The sequence below is a fragment of the Puia sp. P3 genome (assembly GCF_050632245.1).
Classification (GTDB): domain Bacteria; phylum Bacteroidota; class Bacteroidia; order Chitinophagales; family Chitinophagaceae; genus Puia.
Genome location: NZ_CP192583.1, coordinates 1,285,627 through 1,307,174 on the forward strand (window position 1 = coordinate 1,285,627; position 21,548 = coordinate 1,307,174).

Genomic DNA, 21,548 nt, shown 5'->3' on the forward strand with positions numbered 1-21,548 from the left:
AATTGATGAAGTCGATATCGTTGAGTCTTTTTCGGGATGCCGTTGGCGATGAAGAGGTCTTTGAGGCCGTCGTTGTCGAAGTCGATCCAGAGCGGCGACCAGGACCAGTCGGTGGCGGCGACGCCCGAGTAGAGTCCGATCTCGGAGAAGTTGCCGTCGGGGCGCTGGAACTGGAGGTTGTTGCGGGTATACTGATAGCTGTAGCCGTAGCCGATCTTCATCCTGTAGATGTCCCGGGTATTCTCGCCGAGGGAGCGTTTCAGGATGCTGGGGTCGTAGGCGAGCATGTCCATGGTGATGATGTCGGGATAGCCGTCGTTGTTGGCGTCTGCGACGTCAACGCCCATGGTGAACTGGCTGGTATGCATGATCCGCTGTTCTGTGGCGTCCGTGAAGTGTCCTTTTCCGTCGTTGATATAGAGATAGTCGTTCTCGTGGAAGTCGTTGCCGATGTAGATGTCTGGGTAGCCGTCGAGGTTGATATCGGCGATGGTGATGCCGAGGCCGTAGCCGATGACCGAGCTGTGGATGCCGGCCTGTGCGGTGACGTCGGTGAATTTTCCGTTGCCGTCATTGCGGTACAGGCGGTCGCCGGAGAAGGGGTTGGACGTAGCGAGTTTTTCTTTTCTCGGCCCGAAGGTACCGTTCTCGTGGATCGAGTGGTTCATGAGATAGAGGTCGAGGTCGCCGTCGCCGTCGTAGTCGAAAAAGGCGGCCTGTGTGCTGAAGCCGGAGAAGTCGAGGCCGTATTGAGCGGCTTCGTCTTTATAGGTCGGGACGCCGTTGCTGTCGATGCCCTGGCAGATGAGGAGTTGGTTGTGGGTAGTTGGGAGGCCACCGAGGCGGCCCACTTTGCAGACGTAGATGTCGAGGAGGCCGTCGTTGTTGACGTCGGCGACGGATACGCCGGTAGACCAGCCGTGGTCCTGGGGGATGCGGGCGGTTTGGGTGACGTCGCGGAATTGGGGACCCGTGTTTGGACCGGTGGTGGTGTTGAGGAAGAGGCGGTTGTCTTCCTGGTTGGAGGCAAAGAAAAGGTCGATGCGGCCGTCGTTGTTGAAGTCGCCTGCGCCGATGCCGCCGCCGTTGTAGTAGTACATATAGTCCAGAACGTTGAAGTTCTGGTCGGGATGCAGGGTATTGCTGAATGCGAGGCCTGTTTTGCTGCCGTCCAGTACTTCGAAGAGGGGGTTGTCGACTTTCCGGCCCGGGTTGCTACAGCTGGAAAACAGTGTGACGACGGTGAGAAGAAGACAGGTGATATAGCGCATTACTGGATTTCCTTTCTTTTGTCGGATCGGGTTTCGAAGAGGACCGGATACTCGTCATTCTGCAGGAAGAGTAAATATACATGATTCTTCCCGGGAATCAGGCTGATATCTCTGATCTGGCCGGGCAGGCTGAGGCCTGAACGGTTCGACGGGAGGTCGGTGAAGCGTGCGTGTCCATCGTTGAGCAGTACGTGGCCGAAACTCGCGTCGAGGCGGCCAAACTGGGGAAGGAATCCGAATTCGTTGCCGCCCATGACGAGGTCGGGGTGGCCGTCCTGGTCGATGTCGGTGGTGCGGATGGCGTTGACGGACGAGAGCTGGACGCTGGTGGGCATCCGGGTGATGAGGAATTGGCCGTTGCCCTGATTGATGGCGACGATGGAACTGCAGAAGTTGAAGGTGCTGACCTCTGCGCTGTCGAGGGCGCCGGGGGGAAACAGTTCCTGGATGGACTTGTGGGCGTAGGCGTCGTGTTTGAGGTTCTGTTTTTTGAGCATGGGCAGCTGGAGTTCCATATCGTGTTTGAGGAAGACGGGCATGTCTTTGTTGCCGACGAAGCGGGTGAGGACTTTGTCGTAGATGCCGTTGTGGTCATAGTCTTTGACCCAAAGTTTGACGGGGTGGGCGGAGTCGGGTCTCAGGTAGAAGTTCTCGCCGAGGTTGCCGAGTACGAGGTCGGGGCGTCCGTCGCCGTTGAGGTCGGTTGCGAGTGCGGATTCCCACCAGCCATAGAGGTTGCGGAGGCTGGTCGTTATTTCGGTGCAGTGGTTATTGCGGAAGGAGAACAGGCGGGGCGCCATCCATTCTCCGGTGACGAGCAGCTGCGGGTGTCCTTCGCCGGTGAAGTCGGCCCAGCAGGCGGCGGTGACCATGCCGAGGTGACGAAGGGCGGGGTTGATAGAGTCTGTATTGTCGGTGAAGTGTCCGTGTTTGTCGTTGAGGTAGATAAAGCTATAGGGGCTGCTTCCGTATTCGCGGGGGATGCTGCGGCCACCGATGAAGAGGTCGGGATAGCCGTCGTCGTTGAAGTCGGCGGCGATCGCGGCGGAGGTGTTGACCCCGTTGCCGTTGTTCTGGAAGGTGGAGGCGTCGAGTGTAAAATGGCCGTGTCCGTCGTTGATGAACATGCGGAATTGCATCTGGCGGCTGTCGGGCGGGTTGTTGTTGCCGGCGGGGCCGATGAACAGGTCGCGGTCGCCGTCGTGGTCGGCGTCGAGGAAGAGGATGGCGCCGTCTTCGAAGTCTTTGAATTGGTCAAATGCGGGCTGGGGGCTGAGCTGAAATCCGCCTTTTGCGGTTTGCAGGTAGAGTTGTCCGGGGTGACCGGGCGTTCCCCCGACATAGACGTCTTCGAGGCCGTCTCCGTTGACGTCTGCCACGGACGATCTGGGTCCTTCGCGGGAGAGCATTTTGGGCAGGTTGCGTTCGTAGTGGAAGTCTTCGTTCTCGTCCTCCGTGTGTTTCAGAAAGGGTCCCTGGAGGCGGTGGAGAAGGAGGGCTGCGGAGTCGACGGGTGGGGGCGGGGGATAGTGTGGGTTGACGGAGGCGGTTGTCTGGTCGAGTTTCAGGGTCTCGTTGATGCCGGGATGGTCGAGTTTTGTCCAGGAGTTGTCTGGCCAGATGACGATAATGGAGTCGAGGTTTTTTGTCTGGCCGATGCCGATGGTCGTCTTGTAGTCGACGCTGGACTGGAAGCCGCGGCTGGGGATGAGCTCGCGGTAGAACTGCTGGCTCCCTGCGAAGGCCTTGATTTTGGCGCCGATGGCGAAGGTATTGGGGCTTTTGCCCTTCAGGGTGATGGCGATATAGTTGTTGCCGTTCTGTTCGCGTGCGTTGTTGTGGTAGATGAAGGCGGGGCCGTTCTCGTTGTTGATGACTAGGTCGAGGTCGCCGTCGTTGTCGAGGTCTCCGTATGCCGCGCCGTTGGAGAAGGAGGGCTGGCTGAAGCCCCAGCCGGCGCCCATATCTGTAAAGCTGAGCTGCCCTGTGTTGTGGTAGGCTTTGTGCAGCATGGGGTTGACGGGTATTTTGTTCAGGATGGTCTCTATACCCTGTCGCTGGCCGGTGAGGACCATTTTCTGAAGGACCTCGTTGGCGAAGAAGTCCATGAAGTCGAGGTTGGTCACGTCCTTGTTGACGCCGTTGCAGACGAAAATGTCGTTGAGGCCGTCGTTGTCCATGTCGAAGATGAGGGCGCCCCAACTCCAGTCCGTTGCGGACACCCCGCTGTAGTTGGCGATGTCCATGAACTGGCCGTTGCCTTTGTTGAGCTGGAGGCAATTCTTCATGTACTGGTGGTAGAACCCTGATTTGAGTTTTGCGTTGTAGAGGTCGATATTGTCGAAGGAGCCGAGGGTTTTGAGGCGATAGTCGTCTTCGGGGAGCATATCCGTCGTAAAGATCTCCGGCATCCCGTCGTTGTTGATGTCGGCGAGGTCGGCGCCCATGGAGGAGAAGCTTGTGTGTCCGAAACAGTTCTCCATTTCGTCTTTGAAGGTGCCGTTGCGCTGGTTGATGTAGAGGTAGTCTCTTTCGTAGGAGTCGTTGGATACGAAGACGTCGGGCCAGCCGTCGTTGTTGACGTCGCCGACGGATACGCCGAGTCCGAAGCCGATGAGGCTGCCGTGTATACCGGCCTGGCGGGTGACTTCGGTGAAGTGGCCATCGTCGTTGCGGAAGAGGTGGTCGCCGCCGCCTTTGAGGAAGGGTGCTACGGGCCATTCGGCGTCGGGGAGGTCGCGGCGGTTGGAGTTGTTGAGCGTATTGACGGGGATGGGGCTGTTGTTGATCATGAAGCAGTCAAGATCGCCGTCGTTGTCGTAGTCGAAGAAGGATACCTGGGTCGTATATGCGGAGATATCGAGACCGAATGCTTTTGCGGAGTCGGTAAAATGATTGTGGTGGTCGTTGATGTAGAGTTTGTTGCGGCGGTGGCCGGAAGCCATGTGACCGGAGTTGCAGATATAGATGTCGAGCCAGCCGTCGTGGTTGATATCGGCGAATACGACGCCGGTGCTCCACATGCTGTCCTGAGTGATGCCGGACTGGCGGGTGATGTCTTCGAATTTAAAATTGCCTTTGTTGAGGTAGAGCTTGTTGTCGCCCATGTTGGAGGTGAGCAGGACATCTGGGAGTCCATCGTTGTCGATGTCTCCGATGGCTACGCCTCCGCCGTTGTAGAAATTGCGGAACAGGAAGCTATTTTCCACCCGGCCGTCGTCGACCTTGTTGTTGAAGTCGATGCCGGTATTTTGTTCGAGCCGGAACAGGGTTGGGGTGGTATTGTTGTTGTGGCAGGCGCAAAACAGGAAGATAACGGTGAGGAGTGGGAGTGATCTCATTGGCAATTCCAGTTGGGATACAAGGTAGTATATTCTTAGGGGTTCGGAAAAAAACAAGGGGCCATTTTTGAATGGCCCCTGTTAAAGTTTATTGATCAGCTATTGTTAGTAGCCGGTGTTCTGTTTCAGGTTCGGGTTGGCTGCAAGGGCGGCTGTCGGAATCGGATACAGCAGGTTCTTGGTATCGCCAGTAACCGACTTGTATGCCCATGCTTTCAGGAACATGCCATAGCGGATGAGGTCTGTACGGCGGGTAGCTTCCCAGTACATTTCGCGTCCCCTTTCTGCCAGCAGCGTGTTGGGCGCGTAGACGTTGGTGGCGTCGTTGAGGGTCATGGTAGTCATGGCCGTGGTTCCGCGTGCTGCTCTCAATTTGTTGACCAGGGCGAGGGCGCCGGCGTTGTCGGGAGATGCTTTGCGCATCATGGCTTCTGCCACCATGAGGAGTGCGTCCGAGTAGCGGAAAAGGATCGCCCAGTTGCCGGCGGTGTTGTTATAGTTGACACCCGCGTTGGAATAGTCGGCCGGGTATTTCAGGATGCGGTAGCCGGTGACTTCGAGGTTTGCGCCAAGCTCTTTAAGGTCGGACGCGATAGTCGGTGTAAAGATCAGGGGTTGCCCTTGCGGTCTGTGTAGGGTTTGTTCTTTTCGTCGTATTGCTGTCCGATGAGGATACCCGGCCTTACGCCTGAAATGTCCGTGGATCCCTTGTAGAATCGTCCGCCGATGCGGGGTCTATGAGCGTGTCATTGGGCGTTGCGGTCATGGTCGCATTTACTCCGAATGTGTTGTAGAAGTCGGCGACGGTGGAGAATCCGTTCCAGCCGCCCTGTGAACCATACTTGGTAAAGTATTGGTTATAGTGCAGGGTCGACCACCATTTGTTGTGGATGCCTGTGTTGTTGGTGACGACGCCGGCGGTGTTGGGGCAGGCGAAGATGGTCTCTTTGCTCGAACTGTTGGTCGGGTTGAAGTTGTCGAAGAAGTTCGCGCTCCAGGCATATTTGGGATTATTGAGAATAGTGTTGCCGAGAGTAATGACCTGCTGCATATCCGCATCGGAGAATGTCGGCGCGGAGCGGTTGACGAATGCGCCGTGGTTGAGGTAGAGTCTCATGAGCAGGAATCTTGCCGCGTCCTGGTTGGCCTGGATTACGGTATTGCCGGCGTCGAGGTCGGGCAACGCGGCGTTGAGCTCGGAGATGATGAACTGCACGGCGCTGTCTCCGGTGTATACCTTAGGTGCGTTCAGCAGGTTGTCGCCCGGCGGACGGAAGGGGAACTGACCCCACAGGTCGAGGATCTGGTAGAGGGCGATGGCGCGGATGAAGCGCGCTTCGGCGATCTGACCCTTCGAGGCTTTGAACGAGGGGTGAGTACGTTGGTTGCGTCGAAGTTGATCTTGTTCATTGCGTTGAACATGGCGAGAAAGACATCGACTCCGTCGACGGTCCAGTTGTGCTGGTGGAGGGCTCTCCATTTTCCGTTGTCATCCCAGTCGCTGCCACGGGTAGGGATAAGGCATTCGTCGGCCGAAACTTCTTCCAGTGCGAAGATGTTGCCGTTGTCCGAATAGGGATTGCCTACGTCGTTGTATGCATTCTGGAGTACGAAGGCGGCGCCGAGGGCATTGGCCGCCTGTTGGTTGGTCAAGGTACTATTAAGGTTTTGGTCCAGCTTGGTACAACTGGCGACAATCGCCAGTGTCACCATCCCCGCGGCCATTTTAATATATTTATTCATAGTGTTCATATGTCTGAGTTTATCAAATTTTTATAATCCAAGGTTAAGTCCAAAGCTGATCGAACGGGGAGTAGGATAGGGAATATACTCCATGTTACGTGAAGGATAGTTGTTATTGCTCTTATCCACGTTGACTTCCGGGTCGAAACCTGTGAATTTGGTGATCACGAAAAGGTTGGTACCGCTGACAAAGACGCTGAGGTTCTTAACCTTTCCGCCGGCGACGTCACCAATCATATAAGAGAGGGTGGCGTTTCTGAGCTTGACGAAATTGCCGTTCTCGAGGTATCTGCTGGAGGCGGCTACGCCGTCGGAGATGCTTTCGGTGGTCTTGAAGTCCTTGACGTCGGAGTTGAGGCCTTTGGAGAACTGTCCGATGTTGGTGATGGTGTTATGCGTGTTGTTGTAGATCACATAGCCGGTGGCGCTGTTGAAGTTCATGCTCAGCGAAAGCTTCTTATACCTCAGGGAAGTGCTCAGACCCATGAGGACGTGGGGATTGGGGTCGCCTACGAAAGAAGGCGTATCGGCGATGATCTGGTTGCCACCCTGGTCGAATCCATTGAATTTCTTGAGGTAGAATTCGTTGACGGGCTGGTTGTTTGTGATGATCTGTGCCAGTGCTCCGGATACGCCGTTGCCGCTGACCTGTGCGGTCGGGATGGGCGCCTGGTCGAATTTGGTCAGCTTATTCTTGTTATAGGCGATGTTGAAGTTGACGTCCCGGAGAAGTCCTTCTGCTGAACCACTGCTGCTCCGATCGAGAACTCAACACCGGAGTTGATCAGGTGAGCGGGCAGGTTGATGAAGTAGATGGAGGCGGGGGCAGGTTGAATAGCCGTGCTTTGGAAGAGCAGGTCGGTGGTGTTCTTGTGATAGTAGTCGATGGCACCGTAGATCCTGCCTCTCAGCAAGCCGTAGTCGAGGCCGAGGTTGATGGAAGTCGTTTTTTCCCATTTGAGGTCGGGGTTGGCGACGTTGGTCTGGCCGATGCTGTTATAAGCTGAGGAGCTGAACTGTTCGAGCGCGGCGCCGGCGGGGAATTCCCGGTTACCGGTGATACCCCATGAAGCGCGGAACCCGAGGTTGTTGAACACTTCGCTGTTCTTCATGAAGTCTTCGTTGCTGATATTCCATTTAGCACCGACGGAGGGGAAGTATCCATACTTGTTGTTGGAGCCGAATTTGTTGGATCCGTCCGCGCGGATGGTACCGGTAAGGTAGTATTTGTCCCGGAGGTTGAGGGTGACCCTGCCGAAGTAGGATTGTATCTCTGTTCTCGGGTCTTCGATGGTGCTCATCGGGAACTGGGTCTTTGCGTTCTGCATAAACTCAGTATACTTGACGCCGACGCGGTTGTTGAAGTCGACGTTGGTATTGAAGCCCGTGGCGGCGCTGGCGTCGTTGGAGAAGTCCGTTTTCCAGTATTCATAGCCGGCTACGGCGTCGAGTTTGAGGTCTTCCGTGAGGTCGGTGCGGTAGTTCAGGGTATGTGTGAAGGTCTGTGAGGTCAGGACAGTCGTGTTGATGGCTGCGAAGCCGGCCCCGGATACGCCTTTCAGGTTGTCGACCCAGCCGTCCATGTTGGTTCTTCTTCCGCCGCTGCCGTGGTTGATGGCGTAGAGGAATTTATAGTCGAGGCCTTTGATGATGTTTACGGTAGCGGAGATATTGCCAAGGAAAACGTTGACGTCGGCTACGTCGCTGAATCCGTCGAGTACGGCCAGCGGGTTGGTTGCCGAGAAGCTGTTAGCGGCAAGGCTATAGCCGTTGCCGTTGCGCAGCGCCTTGGTGGGGTTCCAGTTGAGTGCGTATGACATCAGGTTGCCACCTGCGCCGGCGGTATTACTGAGCAGCTGCATGTTTTCCGTGGTGTGGCCCGCGATGAGGTTGAAATCGAAGGTGATCCTTTTGTCCAGGGAATTTATAGGTACCTGCGAAGTTACCGAGGTATTTGTCGAGGGAAGTCTTTTTGATGAGGCCCTGGTTGCTGGAGCCGAGGAAGGAGACGCGGAATTTTCCGTTGTCGTTGCCGCCGCTGAGCGCCAGGCTGTAGTTCTGGGACAGTTTGTGCTGGGCGATCTCCTTGAGTGGGTCGACGGATGCGCCGGAGTCGAATTTGAGATTGTATTTCGCGAGATTGGCCCTGTATTCGGAGGCATTCATCACGTGGTATTTTTTCATGTACCCGATGTTGACGCCCCAGCTGGTATTGAACTCGAGCTTGGTGCCGCTGGAGGCCGCCTTTTTGGTAGTAATGACGATAACGCCGTTGGCGCCGCGGGAACCGTAGATGGCTGCGGAGGAGGCGTCTTTAAGGATGTCGATCTGCTGGATATCGTTGGGATTGATATAGAGCAGGGGGTTGGTTTCCGGGGTAGGACCGAAGTCGAGACCGTTCTGGCCCAGGTTGAGGCTGGGGCGGGCGGTGCGGCCGTCGAGGGGAACTCCGTCGATAACATACAGCGGGTTGTTGTTAACCCGGATGGAGTTGTTACCGCGGATCTTGATGGTTGTTGCGGCGCCGGGCTGGCCGCTGTTGTTGGTAATTTCCATGCCCGATACTTTACCGGTGAGGAGCTGGTCGGGGGAGGTAACTACGCCCTGGTTGAAGTCTTTTGCCTGGACGGATACGAGTGAGCCGGTGACGTCCTTCTTGCGTGCGGTACCATAACCGACGACTACGACTTCGTTGAGGTTGGAGGTGGTAGTGGCCATGGTAACGGTAAGGGAGGTCTGGTCACCTATCGTGACCTCCTGGGAGGTATAGCCAACGCCGCTGAAAACCAGTGTGGTCGCGGTGGTGGGGACGTTGACGGAGAAAGATCCGTCGGCTGAGGTGCTGGAACCGGTTTTGGAGCCTTTTACGGTAACGCTGATGCCGGCGACAGGTGTGCCTTTGTCGTCGGAGACCTTACCGGTGATTGTTTTGGTTTGGGAAAATGCGTTTTGTGTGAAAAGTACACAAAGCAGGAGGAAGCTAACCCATCGGGCAAGCGATCGTTGAATGGTCATAAAGCAAAAGTTTAGCAATTAATGATCAAAGTAAAAAAATTATAGATTACTTAACAAATTTTTTTTCCGATCTATAATCCTCTGTTACTGACAGGTATGGACATTATAATTGAATTGGGTGCTGCAAGGGTGGGATGGAATATTAGCTAAAAGGAATTAGCAAAGGGTGAAGGAGGGGATTTAGCGGTTAGGGTAGGTGGCTTTGGCGAGTGTGAATAGTTCGATGGGGGTATTGGGAGAGGACTGGCGGAGGGCGTGGATGATGGCGCGGGTGGTGGCGCCGGTGGTGAAGATGTCGTCGATGACGAGGATGGGGTGGTGGGTGGGAAGGGAGCGGGAGATGGAGTAGATGTTTTGGAGTTGGGTTTCGCGTTGTTCGCGGGAGAGGGTTTTGTTGCTGAGGGTCGGTTTGGATTTTTGGAGGTGTGAGGGGAGGTATTGGCAGTTGAAAGAGGTGGCGAGTTTTTGGCCGAGGAGGTCGAGGGGTGTGGGGGAGGTGATTGATATTGGGAAGAGGGATGGGGTGGTTGGTGACTGGGAAGATTGTTGGGTTTGGGGTTCGGCGGGTTGTTGGGTCTGGGCGGTTTCGGGGGACTGGGTTTTGGGGGATTGGGGGATCTCGGTTTCGTCGTGGCGGAGAGCGCGGAGGATGATGGTGTCGGGGGAAAGGGGATTGTGGCTAAAGCCTTCGAGGGCTGCCCTGATCCAGTTGGCGAGGTCGGGTTGTCTGCCGCGTTTGAATTTGAGGAGGCTGCGGGAGAGGGGATCGGCAGTTGCGGTCAGGGGGAGATAGGAGCAGAGGTAGGAGTGCCGGATCTGTTCGTCTTTATATATTATATGTGTCGTCTGCAGCCCCATTCTTCTTCTTATTGTAGCCGAGGGTAAAAGTACGACTTTCTTCGAGGGGGTGGATCCGGAGCGGCGGGATTCCATGAAGAAGTAGACGAGCCAGAAGGCAATTCCTGTCGGTATCCACCATACGGAGGAGAGGACGAGGAAGAAGAAGAAGGCGCCCGACAGGAAGGACAGTATACAACCCTTGACCGAGAACATATCCAATGAAGATTTGATGGTTAAAACTACTATACGAAATTAGTATTATTATTGATTCGTTGGATAGAGGAGAATTGTTGATGGTGGAGAATTAAAGAGATCGGCTGCGATCTTTTAGGGGGAACCCACTAAAATTTTGAGACGGCGGGAAAGTTGGTGATAGGCGGGGACGAATTTTAGGAGAGGTGGTGGGGGAATAGTCTTATGTTTGGTGGATGGAACATTTACTGGCCAACTGGGAGAAGAGGTTTACGGAATGGATAGAGTCTAACGGTGATCATTCGGATGGATCGCATGATCTGGGACATTTTCAGCGGGTGTGGAAGGCGGCGCGGTATATCAACCGGGAGGAGGGGGGCAGGCTGACGAGCTGGTTCTGCTGGCCGCGGCCTATTTTCATGATCTGGTATCGTTGCCCAAGAATCATCCGCAGCGTAGTATGGCCTCGCTGATGAGTGCCGAGCGGACGACGGCGTTGCTGGAGGCGGATTTTTCCGATTTTCCCCGGGAGAAGATAGCCGGGGTGCGGCACGCCATACACGCGCATAGTTTTTCGGCGGGGGTGAAGCCGCTGACGGCCGAGGCCGAGGATCCTGCAGGATGCGGACCGGATGGAGGCTGTGGGGGCGATAGGGCTGGCCCGGGTATTTTATACGGCGGGTCAGATGAGTCAGCGGCTGTTCGACGGCCGCGATCCGATGGCAAAGGGGAGGGTAGTGGATGACCAGCGGTTTGCGCTGGATCATTTTCAGGTGAAGCTGCTGAAACTGCCGGCCATGATGAATACGGGGGCGGGGAGGCGGCTGGCGGAGAAGAATGCGGATTATCTGCGGGAATTTTTGAAGAAGATAGAAGAGGAGATCGATGGAGTATATGGAGAGACAAAATGACGATATCGGGCGTTTGCTGGACGACGCGGAGACGCATTTTCTGGCGCATATTTCGCTGGACTGTGTCGTGTTTGGCTGGCACGCCAATGAGCTGAAGATACTGCTGCTGAAGATGAAGAATCTGGACAGGCTGGCATTGCCCGGTGGCTTTGTGATGCATGAGGAGACGCTGGAAGAGGCTGCCATCCGCACGCTGCGGGAGCGGACGGGACTGGAGAACATATTTCTTCAGCAATTCCAGGTGTTTAGCGACCCTCTGCGGAGCGATCCGGAGAACCGGGCGAAGGACCTGGAAAAGATGGGGATCAACCGGAAAAGGGCGGCGTGGTTCGGACAGCGGTTCATCAGTGTGGGATTTTATTCGCTGGTCGACTTTTCGAAGGTGGATCCGCGCCCCGACATGTTCTCCGATGCCTGCAGCTGGTATAATCTCGGGGACAGGGGGACGATGGTATTGGACCACGATCATATCCTGCAAACGGCTCTGGCCGTATTGCGGACGCAGCTGAACCATCAGCCGATCGGCTATAATCTTTTGCCAAGGAAGTTTACGCTGCCGGAGCTGCAGAAACTGTATGAGACGATACTGGACCGGAAGCTGGACCGCAGAAATTTTCAGCGGAAGGTGTTTTCCTATGGCATTCTGCGCAGTCTGGATGAGAAGAGGACGGGGGTAGCGCATAAGGCTCCGTACCTGTATAGTTTTGACCTGCGGCAGTATCAAAAAGCACTAAAACTGGGATTGCAAGGTGGGTGGTAATACACAAATCATATTGATCGAGAGCGTCGGGTGGATCGGGAGCGTGGCGATCGTGCTGGCCTATGCGTTAAATATGTTCAGGAAGCTGGCATCCGACTCCGCGGCTTATTATACCCTCAACATTGCGGGGAGCCTATGTCTGATCGTAAATACACTATATCATCACGCCATTCCTTCCGCGGTAGTAAACGTCATCTGGATCTTTATCGCGCTTGTGGCGGTCTTTCGTAAGAAGTGAAAATCAGTTGATTGAACCGGCCAGGCAACTTGGACAGCTTTTCCTTCGTATTCGGTAGGAAGGGGTGGGAAAATATTGTATCTTGAGCTTCCCTCCTTTTGAATCTTCATATCCCCTGAGAACCCGGACGCAGATCGCCGAAAAAATCCCACGATGAAGCATTTTGTACTTCTATTTTTTCTAGTAACTGCCGTAGCTGCGTGTTTTGCGCAGTCACAGTCCTGCCCGTTGAACAACAATTTTTCACTGGGCAGTCTTACGCACTGGGCTGCTTATACGGGGAACAATGCGACGGGGAATCCGGCGCCGGACGACCGGTTGCAGCATTATGATTCCTCTTCGGGGGCTCCTTCGGGCACCCAGGGTGTCAGTGTTATCTACGAATATAATCTCCCCAGCGTTCCAGGGATACAGATATTGTCTACGCCGGGGACGGATGCCTACGGGAAGTATCCTACGATACCTACGATCAACGGTTATAAATACACTAATTCCATCTTACTGGGTTCGACTACCATTACTCGTAGCAGCGGTTCGGGGGTAGGCGGGGGCTATGTGCGGGGAGTGAGCTATCGGATAAGTGTTCCGGCGGGCCCTCCCGAGGAGCCCTATACGATGACCTATGCGTATGCGATGGTGCTGGAGAACGGGACGCATAATTCCGCCCAGCAGCCGCTGTTCTCGGCGACTTTGAAGACCAATGACGGCGTTATCGCCTGTGCCTCGCCGTCTTATTTTTTGCCAACGCTGAACAATGCGGACAGCAGGGGGAGTGGTGCGATACTGGATTCAGCGCTGGCGAAGAGTCAGGGGTTCTATCTGAGCGACCTTCCTTCTCCCAACTCCAACCCCAATTCCCAGAGCCCGAATGCGGAGCATCTCCGGGATGTGTGGGCGAAGGGCTGGACGGAGGTGACCTTTGATCTGTCGCCCCGGCGGGGGCAGCAGGTGGTACTGACGTTCGAGACGGATAACTGTGTGCCTGGCGGGCATTTTGCCTACTCCTATATCGCGCTGAGGAATACCTGTGCCGGGCTGCAGATCAGTGGGCCGGCCGTGGCCTGTATCGGCAATACGCTGACCTATTCCGTGCCCGGGCTGACGGGGGCAACCTACCAGTGGTCCGTGCCGGCCGACTGGCAGATCGTATCGTCTACGGATACGAGTGTGCTGCAGGTAAAGATCGGCAATGCCGTCGGGACGGTAGTCGTCCATGAGGCCAACAGCTGCGCCAACCTGAGTGCGACGCTGCCCGTTACGACCGCGCCGCCGACGATTGCCGGTGATGCGACCGGCGGAATCGAAGTGTGCACGGGTACAAACGCCAGTGTACTGACGGTGACGGGCAACCGGGGGAGTGTGGTGAATTGGCTGTCGACGACGGACGGAACGAACTATAGTGTGGTGAACAGCCTGGCGATGCCGTATACGGCCCAGAACCTTACGGCGACGACCACCTACCGGGCGCTGGTGCAGAATGGAGAGTCCTGTACGATAGATACTACCACGGCTACCACGGTGCTGGTGGATCCTAAAACCGTAGGTGGCAAGCTGACGCCGCCTTTCATGGCATTCTGCAAGGACCAGACGAAGGATGCGCTGCTGACATTACAGGATGAGGTGGGGAAACCGGTCAACTGGCAGTCCTCTCCGGATGCGATCGGCTGGACGGATTTTGCGCCCGTATACAAAGAAGATCAGTATTCTCTGGTGGGGCTGTCGGCGCCTACAAAATATCGGGTGCTGGTACAGAGCGGTGTTTGTCCTTCTGCGTACAGCGATATCGCCGATATCGATTATGTCAATGTTCCTTTCCCGAAAGCCAGTTCGGCGCCGGCGGATACGCTGATCTGTTATAATACGCCGGCTACGCTGACCAGTACTATTTCGATCGGCACCGACTATTCCTGGAACACTACCGCGAACCTGACCGGTGCGGGGAATGGCAGTGTGTCTGCGCTGCCCTTGTCGATGACCATCACGGCCGCTCCGCTGACGACGACCCTTTATGTACTGAGTGTGGAGAATGCCGGTTGTCCCAATATCCTGAAGGATACGTTTCTGGTCCAGGTGCTTCCGAAGATAAATGTGGATGCGGGAAACGATACTTCGGTGGTGATGAACCAGCCTCTGCAGCTGCATGCAAGTTCGGACGATACGACGACGGCGGGTGGTGACAAGTTCACCTGGACGCCCATTATCGGACTGGATAACCCGGATATTGCGGACCCTATTGCGAGCTATACCGGTGAGACCGATAGTGTAAGGTATCTCGTGACGGCAACGTCGGCGCACGGTTGTACGGGTTCTGCGGAGGTGAAGGTGACTGTGTATAAGACTTCCCCGGATATATTTGTGCCTAGTGCTTTTACGCCGGATGGAACGTCCAACAGGGTGTTCCGGCCGATTGCGCCAGGGATGGCCAGTTTGCAGTTCTTTGTGGTATATAACCGATGGGGACAGCTGATGTACAGGACCTCGCGAGCTGGGACAGGGATGGGATGGGATGGTCAATGGGAGGAGGGCCGATGTCGGCGGGTATGTATGGATGGTACAGGGGACGACGTATACGGGGAAGGTTATCTCGCATAAGGGGACGATGGTTCTGGTGAGATAGGTATATTTGTCCAATGAGACATTTTTTATTAGCCATTTCTTTATTGTTGGTGAGGCCGGGGATCTCGCAGGTGACTGCGGATATGAGCGCCGCATTTCCGGTGATCGACGGATTGTATAAGGGTTATGCCGCCCGGAATCATTATCCGGGATTTGTGTATGGTATCGTGGCGGACGGACGGCTGGTCTATACGGGATCGGTGGGGTATAGTGATGTCGGGAAGAAGATACCGGCCACGCCTGCTTCGGATTTCCGGATCGCGTCGATGACGAAGAGCTTTGTGGCGGTAGCCATTTTGCAGCTGAGGGATGCGGGGAAGTTGGGTCTGGATGATCCTGCTTCGATGTATATACCGGAGCTAAAGGGGCAGCAGGGGCCGGCGTCGGATGCTCCGCCGATAACTATCCGCCATCTGCTGAGTCATTCGGCGGGTTTTCCGGAGGACAATCCGTGGGGGGACCGGCAACTGGAGGTGAGTGATGATTCGCTGATGAGGCTGGTCAGAAAGGGGATTAGCTTTTCGAACAGCCCTGGTATCGGTTATGAATACAGCAACCTCGGATTTACCTTGCTTGGCTATATCGTGCAAAAGGTGTCCGGACAGCCTTATGAAGACTATATCACCGAACATATTTTGGGACCGCTGGGGATGGGGCATACCTATTGGGAATATACCAGGGTGCCGGCGCCGCGGCTGGCGCTTGGGTATCGCTGGCTTAACGGGGGATGGGTGGAGCAGCCGATGCTGCATGACGGGGCCTACGGGGCGATGGGCGGGATGATCACGACGATCGAAGATTTTTCCAAATATCTGGCATTTCAGCTGGCGGCCTGGCCTTCACGGAGCGGGGCCGAGGAGGGACCGTTGAAGCGGAGTTCCTGCCGGGAGATGCAGCAGCCCTGGACATTCAATTCGCTGAATACGCAGTTCAGGTATTATCCAGGCGGTCAGGCATGCGCGGTGAGTTCTGCCTATTGCTATGGTCTGCGGTGGAGCAGGGACTGCAAGGGAAGGACGATGGTCGGGCATACCGGCGGGCTGCCTGGTTTCGGCAGCAACTGGATGATGCTGACCGACTATGGCGTCGGGGTTGTGAGTTTTGGCAATCTTACTTATGCCAATGCCGCGGCTATCAATATGCAGGTGCTGGATACGCTGGTGAGGATACTGGGTTTGAAGCCGAGGACGGTGCCGGTGACCGGGATACTGGAACAAAGAAGGAAGGAACTGCTGGCGTTGTTGCCCGGTTGGGAAGGGGCAAAGGAATCGGGGATATTTGCGGTGAATTTTTTGAAGACAATTTTTTGGATTCGTTGAGGAAGGAGGCGGGGGCTGTGTTTGAGAATATCGGGAAGGTGGTGAAGGTAGGGGAGATGAAAGCGGAGAATAACTTACGGGGAAGTTTTTTTATTGAGGGTGAAAGGGGGAATGCGGAGGTCAGGCTGACGCTTACGCCGGAGAATCCCGCGATGATACAGGAATATCATATTCGACTTATTGGAAAGTAGCTCTCGCAAACGTAGGAAGTATCAGGGGGAGGGTTAATGCAAACGGCGGGTTAGGGATCAAAATTCCGAATCAGACATTGCCTTTTGATAGTCTGGGGCTTAGCAGGGAGGAGCGCAAAAATGTAATCGCTTTCATGCGAAGTTTGGATAACAGATAGAATATATCACCCGTTATTAATAGTAAAATAATCTTATATTGATACCGGTTTTCAAAACTAACTAAGACCTTTGAGCCCCATAACGCAAGCTGTGCTCATACAAACCAAGGATATAAAAGAAGGTAATAAGGAGGCTTTTTATAAAGTTTTCGAGCAGTATCATTTAAAACTTTATCAGTATATCTACAGATATACGGGGTCTGTGTATTATTCGGAGGAGACCGTCCAACTTAGTTTTATAAGGCTGTGGGAGAAGAGGGAAGGGCTTTCCGAGGAGTATACCATTTCCACGCAGTTGTTCCGTATAGCGAGGAGTATTCTGGTCGATCTGCTGCGAAGGGAAAAGATCAGGAGCACGCAGGAGTTGTCGGATGTATTTGTTTCGGAGCAGCTGGAAGACGAGCGGTTCATATATAAAGAGGAGCTGGGGATGGTGCTATCGGCCATCGAGGAGTTGCCGGAGCAGTGTCAGCAGGTCTTCAAGCTGAGCCGGTTCAATAATCTTTCACATAATGAGATCAGCGCCCAGTTGTCAATTTCTCCAAAGACGATCGAAACTCATATCTCGAAGGCGTTGAAGTATCTAAGGAAGAGTATTTTACAATTTTTTTAGGGAAGGATGGATTATTGTTTGTGAGGGACTGGTGGTCCCCACGGGGAGATTTTTTTGGGAAATGGAGAAATATTTTTTTTAGCGGGCTAGGGGTAAGAGCCTTTTCAAACGAATAATAGATATGCGCATTTCAAAGCAATTAATTGAACTGGTTCTTTCCGGAAGGGGTAATGAGGAGGATGAAGAGGTGGTAAGGGCATTTTTCAGGGAGTATCCGGAGAAGCTGGCTCAATATCTTACGGAGGCAAGCTGGGAAGGGTTTGAGGGAGATGTGCGTTCGGCTGTGCCCAGAGAGAAGATGCTGGAGGTGATCGAGGGGAAGGTTGGGAAGATGGAAAGGAGGGCGCCGGTGAGGAAGATGCGCTATGCGTTGGCTGCCGCGGCGGCTGTGGTGATCGTGGTCGTAGGGGCGAGCAGGTTGCTGAACAGGAGTAGGGGGGCGGTGGCTATTCAGAAGCCGGTGGTGTCTGCGCCGGTGGTTGCCGCGGCTGTCGCCGGGCTTAGGACGATAGAGAATAGTACGCTGAAACCGCAAATATATTCATTCCCTGACGGGAGCCAGGTGAAGTTGTCCGGAAGGAGTAAGATCAGCTACAATAGCCCTTTTATCAATAATCGCCGGGACATTTATCTGGAGGGGGAGGGGTTTTTACCGTCGCGAAAGATAAGGCGAGGCCTTTTGCGGTGCATGCGGGGAATATCGTCACGACGGCACTGGGAACGGTGTTTCGCGTCAGCGATAAGAGCAGTCCGGTCACGACTGTCCAGCTGTATAGCGGACGGGTGGTAGTAGGAGGCCAATCTTTTTCGGATGTATATCTGCGGCCTGGGGAGCGGGTGTTGCTGAACAACAGCAATTTTACGGTGCAGGTGAGGAGGGAGGAGTCGAAAACGGTGGCCGCGGCCGGGCCTCAGCCGGTGGTGTTGTCTTTTACAAAGGAATCTTTGGCAGAAATATTCAACCAACTACAGAAGGAATGTTCCGTTACTATTTCGTATGATGGGGTAAGCCTGCAGAATATGGAATTTACGGGGGTGTTCAACGGCGGGATGGAGACCGTGGAGTCTTTCCTGAGTACGCTGTGCGAGATCAATGAATTGACGCTTAAAAAGACGGCGGGGAAAAGTTACTCCATACAGGCGAAATAAGCAACCGGCATATTCATCTTTTTGACGAGGCCCATGGGCCCGATGGGCTTGTCTATTCTATAAAACCTGATACAAAACATCAAATTAAGGCTTATGAACAAACTGTTTACGGGACTATTATTAGTAGCCTTTGCCTTGCGGGGATGGCACAAGGGACGCCCAACACCGCGACCGGTATCGTCCGGAACGAGGGTGGCGAAGGGCTGGAAAGTGCGGTCGTCCGGCTGATGAGCAGCGCGAACGGATACAACCAGACCACGACGACGAATGACAAAGGCATTTTTACTTTTGGGAGGGTACCTGTTGGCGGAGGGTATCAGTTCATCATCAGCCATATTGGTTATGCCAGCGATACGCTGATGGGATATGAAATGAAGGAGAATGGCCGGATCTCGCTGAGTGTGATCCTGCAGAATAAGAATTCGAGCCTGGACAGGGTAGTGGTGATCGGGTACGGGACCGTGAGAAAGAAGGATCTTTCGGCTGCCGTCTCGGAGGTGCCGAATATGGACCAGATCAAGGAAAGGCCCGTGGTGAATGTCGAAAATATGATACAGGGGCAGGTGGCCGGTGTTACGGTTGTCTCCAATGGCGGCCATCCGGATCAGACCCCCAAGGTGACGATCCGCGGTACTGGTTCGAGGGGGAATGAAAGCGTGCTCTATGTTGTGGACGGAGTGCCCAATGCGCCCTATAATCCGGCGGATGTCCAGTCGATCACGGTATTGAAAGACGCGGCTTCGGCGGCGATCTATGGTGCGTTTTCCGGTTCGGCCGGGGTCATCCTGATCACCACGCGTCAGGCGATGGCGACAAAGGGTAGTCCGAGTATCGACTATACGGCGTTTGTGGGTGCGAAGACCGCGTGGAGGCTTCCGCAGTCGCTGGCGGCGGACAAGACCGCGCAGGTGGCGAATCTGGCGGCGAAGAATGCGGGGCAGCAGCCGCTGGATGGCTGGGATGCGACCAAGAATCCCTATGACCAGGTGACGAGGACCGACTGGGTCCATTCGATATTTCGCACGGGGCTGACCCATCGTCATACTATTGCAGTCAATTCGGGTACGGACAAGTTCTCTACGCTGTTCGAGGGACGGTATGAGGACAATGAAGGTACTTTGCTGAATACTTATGCCAAGAATATTTCGGGAAGGATGAATGCGAACTACGTTTTTAGTCCGCACGTGAAGTTCAAGCAGGACGTTTTCGTCAACAATAATGATAATCGGGGAACCTCTACTGACAATGGATATAGCGGGACGATCCTTTCGGCGATCTATATGCCCAGGTCGGCCACGGTCTACTATAACGACGGTAGTTACGGCGGTGTAGGTCCGATCGGGTCTCCTTACAATGGGATCCACGGTGACGCGATCAATCCGGTGGCTACGTTGCGGCGTAACCAACCCTACAATAAGACGACGGACATCCAGTCGATATCTGAACTGAAGGTGACGAATATCGTTCCCGGTCTTTCTTTCCTGACCCGCTTCTCCTACCGGTCGTCGAACTGGCTGTATAAGGATTTCGATCCGAAGCGGCCCGAGCCTCGAAAGCCCAACAATCAGAATACGCTGACCTATAAGACGAACCGGGAGCACTACTGGATCTGGGAAAATACGGCGAATTACGAGCATCATTTCGGACGGCATAGTCTTGGCCTTATGGCGTCCACGACCTCGCAGGAAGACTATAATATGGGTTTTACCGCGTCGGGAAAGACATTCGACAACGAGGCGACCTGGGCGCAGTTCTTTGTCAATGCCGGAGACTTTACCGGTATGATCCCTACGGACTACGAGACGAAGGACAGGAACGTTTCTTATGTAGGCCGTTTGTCCTACAGCTGGGCCGACCGTTATTTTCTGACGGGCAGCTACCGGTATGATATTGCGGGCCGTCTGGCGGCGGGATATCGCGGAAAGGGTCTGCCGGGTGTCACGGCTGCGTGGAAGATCAGCTCGGAGCCCTTCTTTAGTGTAGCCCCGATAGACCTGCTGAAGATCAGGGCCAGCTGGGGAAGGATCGGGAACCTGGGTTCAATCAACCTTTACTACGGTTATCCGACGCTGACGCTGGACAATTCTTATCAGGTAGGTGACGGCGGTCCTTATTCTCCCGCGCTGTATATGGCCAATGCGGTTACTCCCTCCCTTTCCTGGGAAACTTCCGAGCAGAAAGATCTGGGGGCTGATATCAGTTTGCTGGGTGACCGGCTGAGTTTCACGTTCGATTATTTTGACAAGCTGACCTATGACCTTATTCAGCAGCAGTTCACCAACTGGCCCAATACGATGGGTATCGGCGCGCCGCTGGTCAATCAGGGAAAGATCCGGAATTCGGGTTTTGAGTTTTCGGGTACCTGGAGGGGTAAGATCGGAAGGGTGAGCTATGATGTGGGCGGCAATATGGCAACGCTGAAGAACAGGGTGGATTATATCGATGGTAATCCCAAGTCGGTTTGGACGTTTGGCGATGCCTGGAGGGGTACGCTGGTTCCTTTCCAGAGCGTAGTGGGCCAGCCCTACTATTCCTACTGGCTGGTTAAGACGGCGGGGATTTTTCAGAGTCAGAAGGAAGTGGACGACTATGTCGGTCCGAATGGGAAGATACAGCCCGGCGCGCGTCCCGGCGACCTGAAATTCGTCGACCAGAACAAGGACGGGAAGATAACGGATGCGGACAAAGTTTATATGGGCAGTGCGGCACCCAAATTCACCTACGGATTCACCGCGAATGTGAGGTATCATGGTTTCGACCTGAGTCTGTTCCTGCAGGGGGTGAGCGGTGTGAAGCTGTTCCATGCTTTCAAGGAGTCTACGCTCAATGGTGCGGAGCAGGGGTATAACCGCTGGGATAAAATTCTCGACGCCTGGTCTACCACGAATACAAAATCCAATATTCCCATCATTTCCGCGAACGATCCCAATAACAATTTCCAGACGGCCTCCGACTGGTACCTCGAAGACGGGAGTTATCTGAGGGTGAAGAGTGTCATTATCGGATATACCTTCCCCAAGTTCATCAAGAAAAGCAGTCTGCGGGTATATATCAGTGGGGACAACCTGCTGACCTTTACCGGATACAGCGGGATGGACCCCGAAGTGGGCGGCAATGGTCTGGATGGCGGGCAGTTCCCTGTGTCGCGGGTATACTCAGCCGGTGTAAAACTTAGTCTCTAAAAATATTTC

The 21,548-nt window shown here is 54.6% G+C and carries 19 protein-coding genes and 1 pseudogene; 11 read left to right on the top strand and 9 right to left on the bottom strand.

Going from position 1 to position 21,548, the window contains the following annotated elements:
* Nucleotides 1–107: 107 nt before the first annotated feature.
* The 9 genes and pseudogenes from ACQ86N_RS07510 to ACQ86N_RS07550 form a co-directional block, all read right to left on the bottom strand.
* A pseudogene (locus tag ACQ86N_RS07510) lies at nucleotides 108–1,271 on the bottom strand (FG-GAP repeat domain-containing protein); the annotation flags it as partial.
* Entirely contained in the window at nucleotides 1,271–4,612 is a 3,342-nt protein-coding gene (locus ACQ86N_RS07515; protein WP_431214619.1) for an FG-GAP-like repeat-containing protein, read from the bottom strand. The gene ACQ86N_RS07515 and the pseudogene ACQ86N_RS07510, both read right to left, overlap by 1 nt.
* Before the next feature lie 105 nt (nucleotides 4,613–4,717).
* On the bottom strand, nucleotides 4,718–5,329 hold the full coding sequence (locus ACQ86N_RS07520) for a RagB/SusD family nutrient uptake outer membrane protein (RefSeq protein WP_431217311.1): 612 nt from the start codon (nucleotides 5,327–5,329) through the stop codon (nucleotides 4,718–4,720).
* Nucleotides 5,295–5,828 carry a hypothetical protein gene (locus ACQ86N_RS07525; protein WP_431214620.1) on the bottom strand — a complete coding sequence of 178 codons (534 nt, stop codon included), beginning with the start codon at nucleotides 5,826–5,828 and terminating at the stop codon, nucleotides 5,295–5,297. Before ACQ86N_RS07525 ends, ACQ86N_RS07520 begins: the two co-directional genes overlap by 35 nt.
* 32 nt (nucleotides 5,829–5,860) lie before the next feature.
* Nucleotides 5,861–6,364 carry a hypothetical protein gene (locus ACQ86N_RS07530; protein WP_431214621.1) on the bottom strand — a complete coding sequence of 168 codons (504 nt, stop codon included), beginning with the start codon at nucleotides 6,362–6,364 and terminating at the stop codon, nucleotides 5,861–5,863.
* Between the two features lie 21 nt (nucleotides 6,365–6,385).
* Nucleotides 6,386–6,841 (bottom strand): hypothetical protein, encoded by a 456-nt coding sequence (locus ACQ86N_RS07535; protein ID WP_431214622.1) that lies wholly within the window; start codon nucleotides 6,839–6,841, stop codon nucleotides 6,386–6,388.
* A 197-nt stretch (nucleotides 6,842–7,038) separates the two neighbouring features.
* Nucleotides 7,039–8,217, bottom strand: coding sequence for a TonB-dependent receptor domain-containing protein (locus tag ACQ86N_RS07540; protein WP_431214623.1), 1,179 nt, complete (start codon nucleotides 8,215–8,217; stop codon nucleotides 7,039–7,041).
* Nucleotides 8,201–9,370: a TonB-dependent receptor plug domain-containing protein gene (locus ACQ86N_RS07545; protein ID WP_431214624.1), complete on the bottom strand. Its 1,170-nt coding sequence runs from the start codon at nucleotides 9,368–9,370 to the stop codon at nucleotides 8,201–8,203. Before ACQ86N_RS07545 ends, ACQ86N_RS07540 begins: the two co-directional genes overlap by 17 nt.
* A 180-nt stretch (nucleotides 9,371–9,550) precedes the next feature.
* A complete protein-coding gene (locus tag ACQ86N_RS07550) occupies nucleotides 9,551–10,423 on the bottom strand; it encodes a hypothetical protein (RefSeq protein ID WP_431214625.1) in 873 nt (290 codons plus the stop codon).
* A gap of 215 nt (nucleotides 10,424–10,638) precedes the next feature.
* On the opposite strand from ACQ86N_RS07550, the gene ACQ86N_RS07555 reads away from it, so the two are divergent.
* The 11 genes from ACQ86N_RS07555 to ACQ86N_RS07605 all read left to right on the top strand — a co-directional run bounded on the left by ACQ86N_RS07555 (nucleotide 10,639) and on the right by ACQ86N_RS07605 (nucleotide 21,539).
* Entirely contained in the window at nucleotides 10,639–10,875 is a 237-nt protein-coding gene (locus ACQ86N_RS07555; RefSeq protein ID WP_431214626.1) for a hypothetical protein, read from the top strand.
* Between the two features lie 168 nt (nucleotides 10,876–11,043).
* Nucleotides 11,044–11,313, top strand: a complete 270-nt coding sequence (locus ACQ86N_RS07560) for a hypothetical protein (RefSeq protein WP_431214627.1) — start codon at nucleotides 11,044–11,046, stop codon at nucleotides 11,311–11,313.
* Nucleotides 11,297–12,073, top strand: coding sequence for an NUDIX hydrolase (locus ACQ86N_RS07565; protein ID WP_431214628.1), 777 nt, complete (start codon nucleotides 11,297–11,299; stop codon nucleotides 12,071–12,073). The genes ACQ86N_RS07560 and ACQ86N_RS07565 overlap by 17 nt, the downstream gene beginning before the upstream one ends.
* A 13-nt stretch (nucleotides 12,074–12,086) precedes the next feature.
* Entirely contained in the window at nucleotides 12,087–12,311 is a 225-nt protein-coding gene (locus ACQ86N_RS07570; RefSeq protein WP_431214629.1) for a CBU_0592 family membrane protein, read from the top strand.
* Nucleotides 12,312–12,464: 153 nt separating this feature from the next.
* Nucleotides 12,465–14,903 carry a hypothetical protein gene (locus tag ACQ86N_RS07575; protein WP_431214630.1) on the top strand — a complete coding sequence of 813 codons (2,439 nt, stop codon included), beginning with the start codon at nucleotides 12,465–12,467 and terminating at the stop codon, nucleotides 14,901–14,903.
* Between the two features lie 38 nt (nucleotides 14,904–14,941).
* Complete coding sequence (locus ACQ86N_RS07580; RefSeq protein WP_431214631.1) at nucleotides 14,942–16,246, top strand: serine hydrolase domain-containing protein; 1,305 nt, start codon at nucleotides 14,942–14,944, stop codon at nucleotides 16,244–16,246.
* Between the two features lie 17 nt (nucleotides 16,247–16,263).
* Nucleotides 16,264–16,437, top strand: coding sequence for a hypothetical protein (locus ACQ86N_RS07585; protein ID WP_431214632.1), 174 nt, complete (start codon nucleotides 16,264–16,266; stop codon nucleotides 16,435–16,437).
* A gap of 249 nt (nucleotides 16,438–16,686) precedes the next feature.
* Nucleotides 16,687–17,208, top strand: a complete 522-nt coding sequence (locus ACQ86N_RS07590; protein ID WP_431214633.1) for an RNA polymerase sigma-70 factor — start codon at nucleotides 16,687–16,689, stop codon at nucleotides 17,206–17,208.
* A gap of 121 nt (nucleotides 17,209–17,329) precedes the next feature.
* Nucleotides 17,330–17,998: a hypothetical protein gene (locus ACQ86N_RS07595; protein ID WP_431214634.1), complete on the top strand. Its 669-nt coding sequence runs from the start codon at nucleotides 17,330–17,332 to the stop codon at nucleotides 17,996–17,998.
* Entirely contained in the window at nucleotides 17,893–18,357 is a 465-nt protein-coding gene (locus ACQ86N_RS07600; protein WP_431214635.1) for a FecR domain-containing protein, read from the top strand. The genes ACQ86N_RS07595 and ACQ86N_RS07600 overlap by 106 nt, the downstream gene beginning before the upstream one ends.
* Before the next feature lie 143 nt (nucleotides 18,358–18,500).
* Complete coding sequence (locus tag ACQ86N_RS07605) at nucleotides 18,501–21,539, top strand: SusC/RagA family TonB-linked outer membrane protein (protein ID WP_431214636.1); 3,039 nt, start codon at nucleotides 18,501–18,503, stop codon at nucleotides 21,537–21,539.
* Nucleotides 21,540–21,548 lie beyond the last annotated feature (9 nt).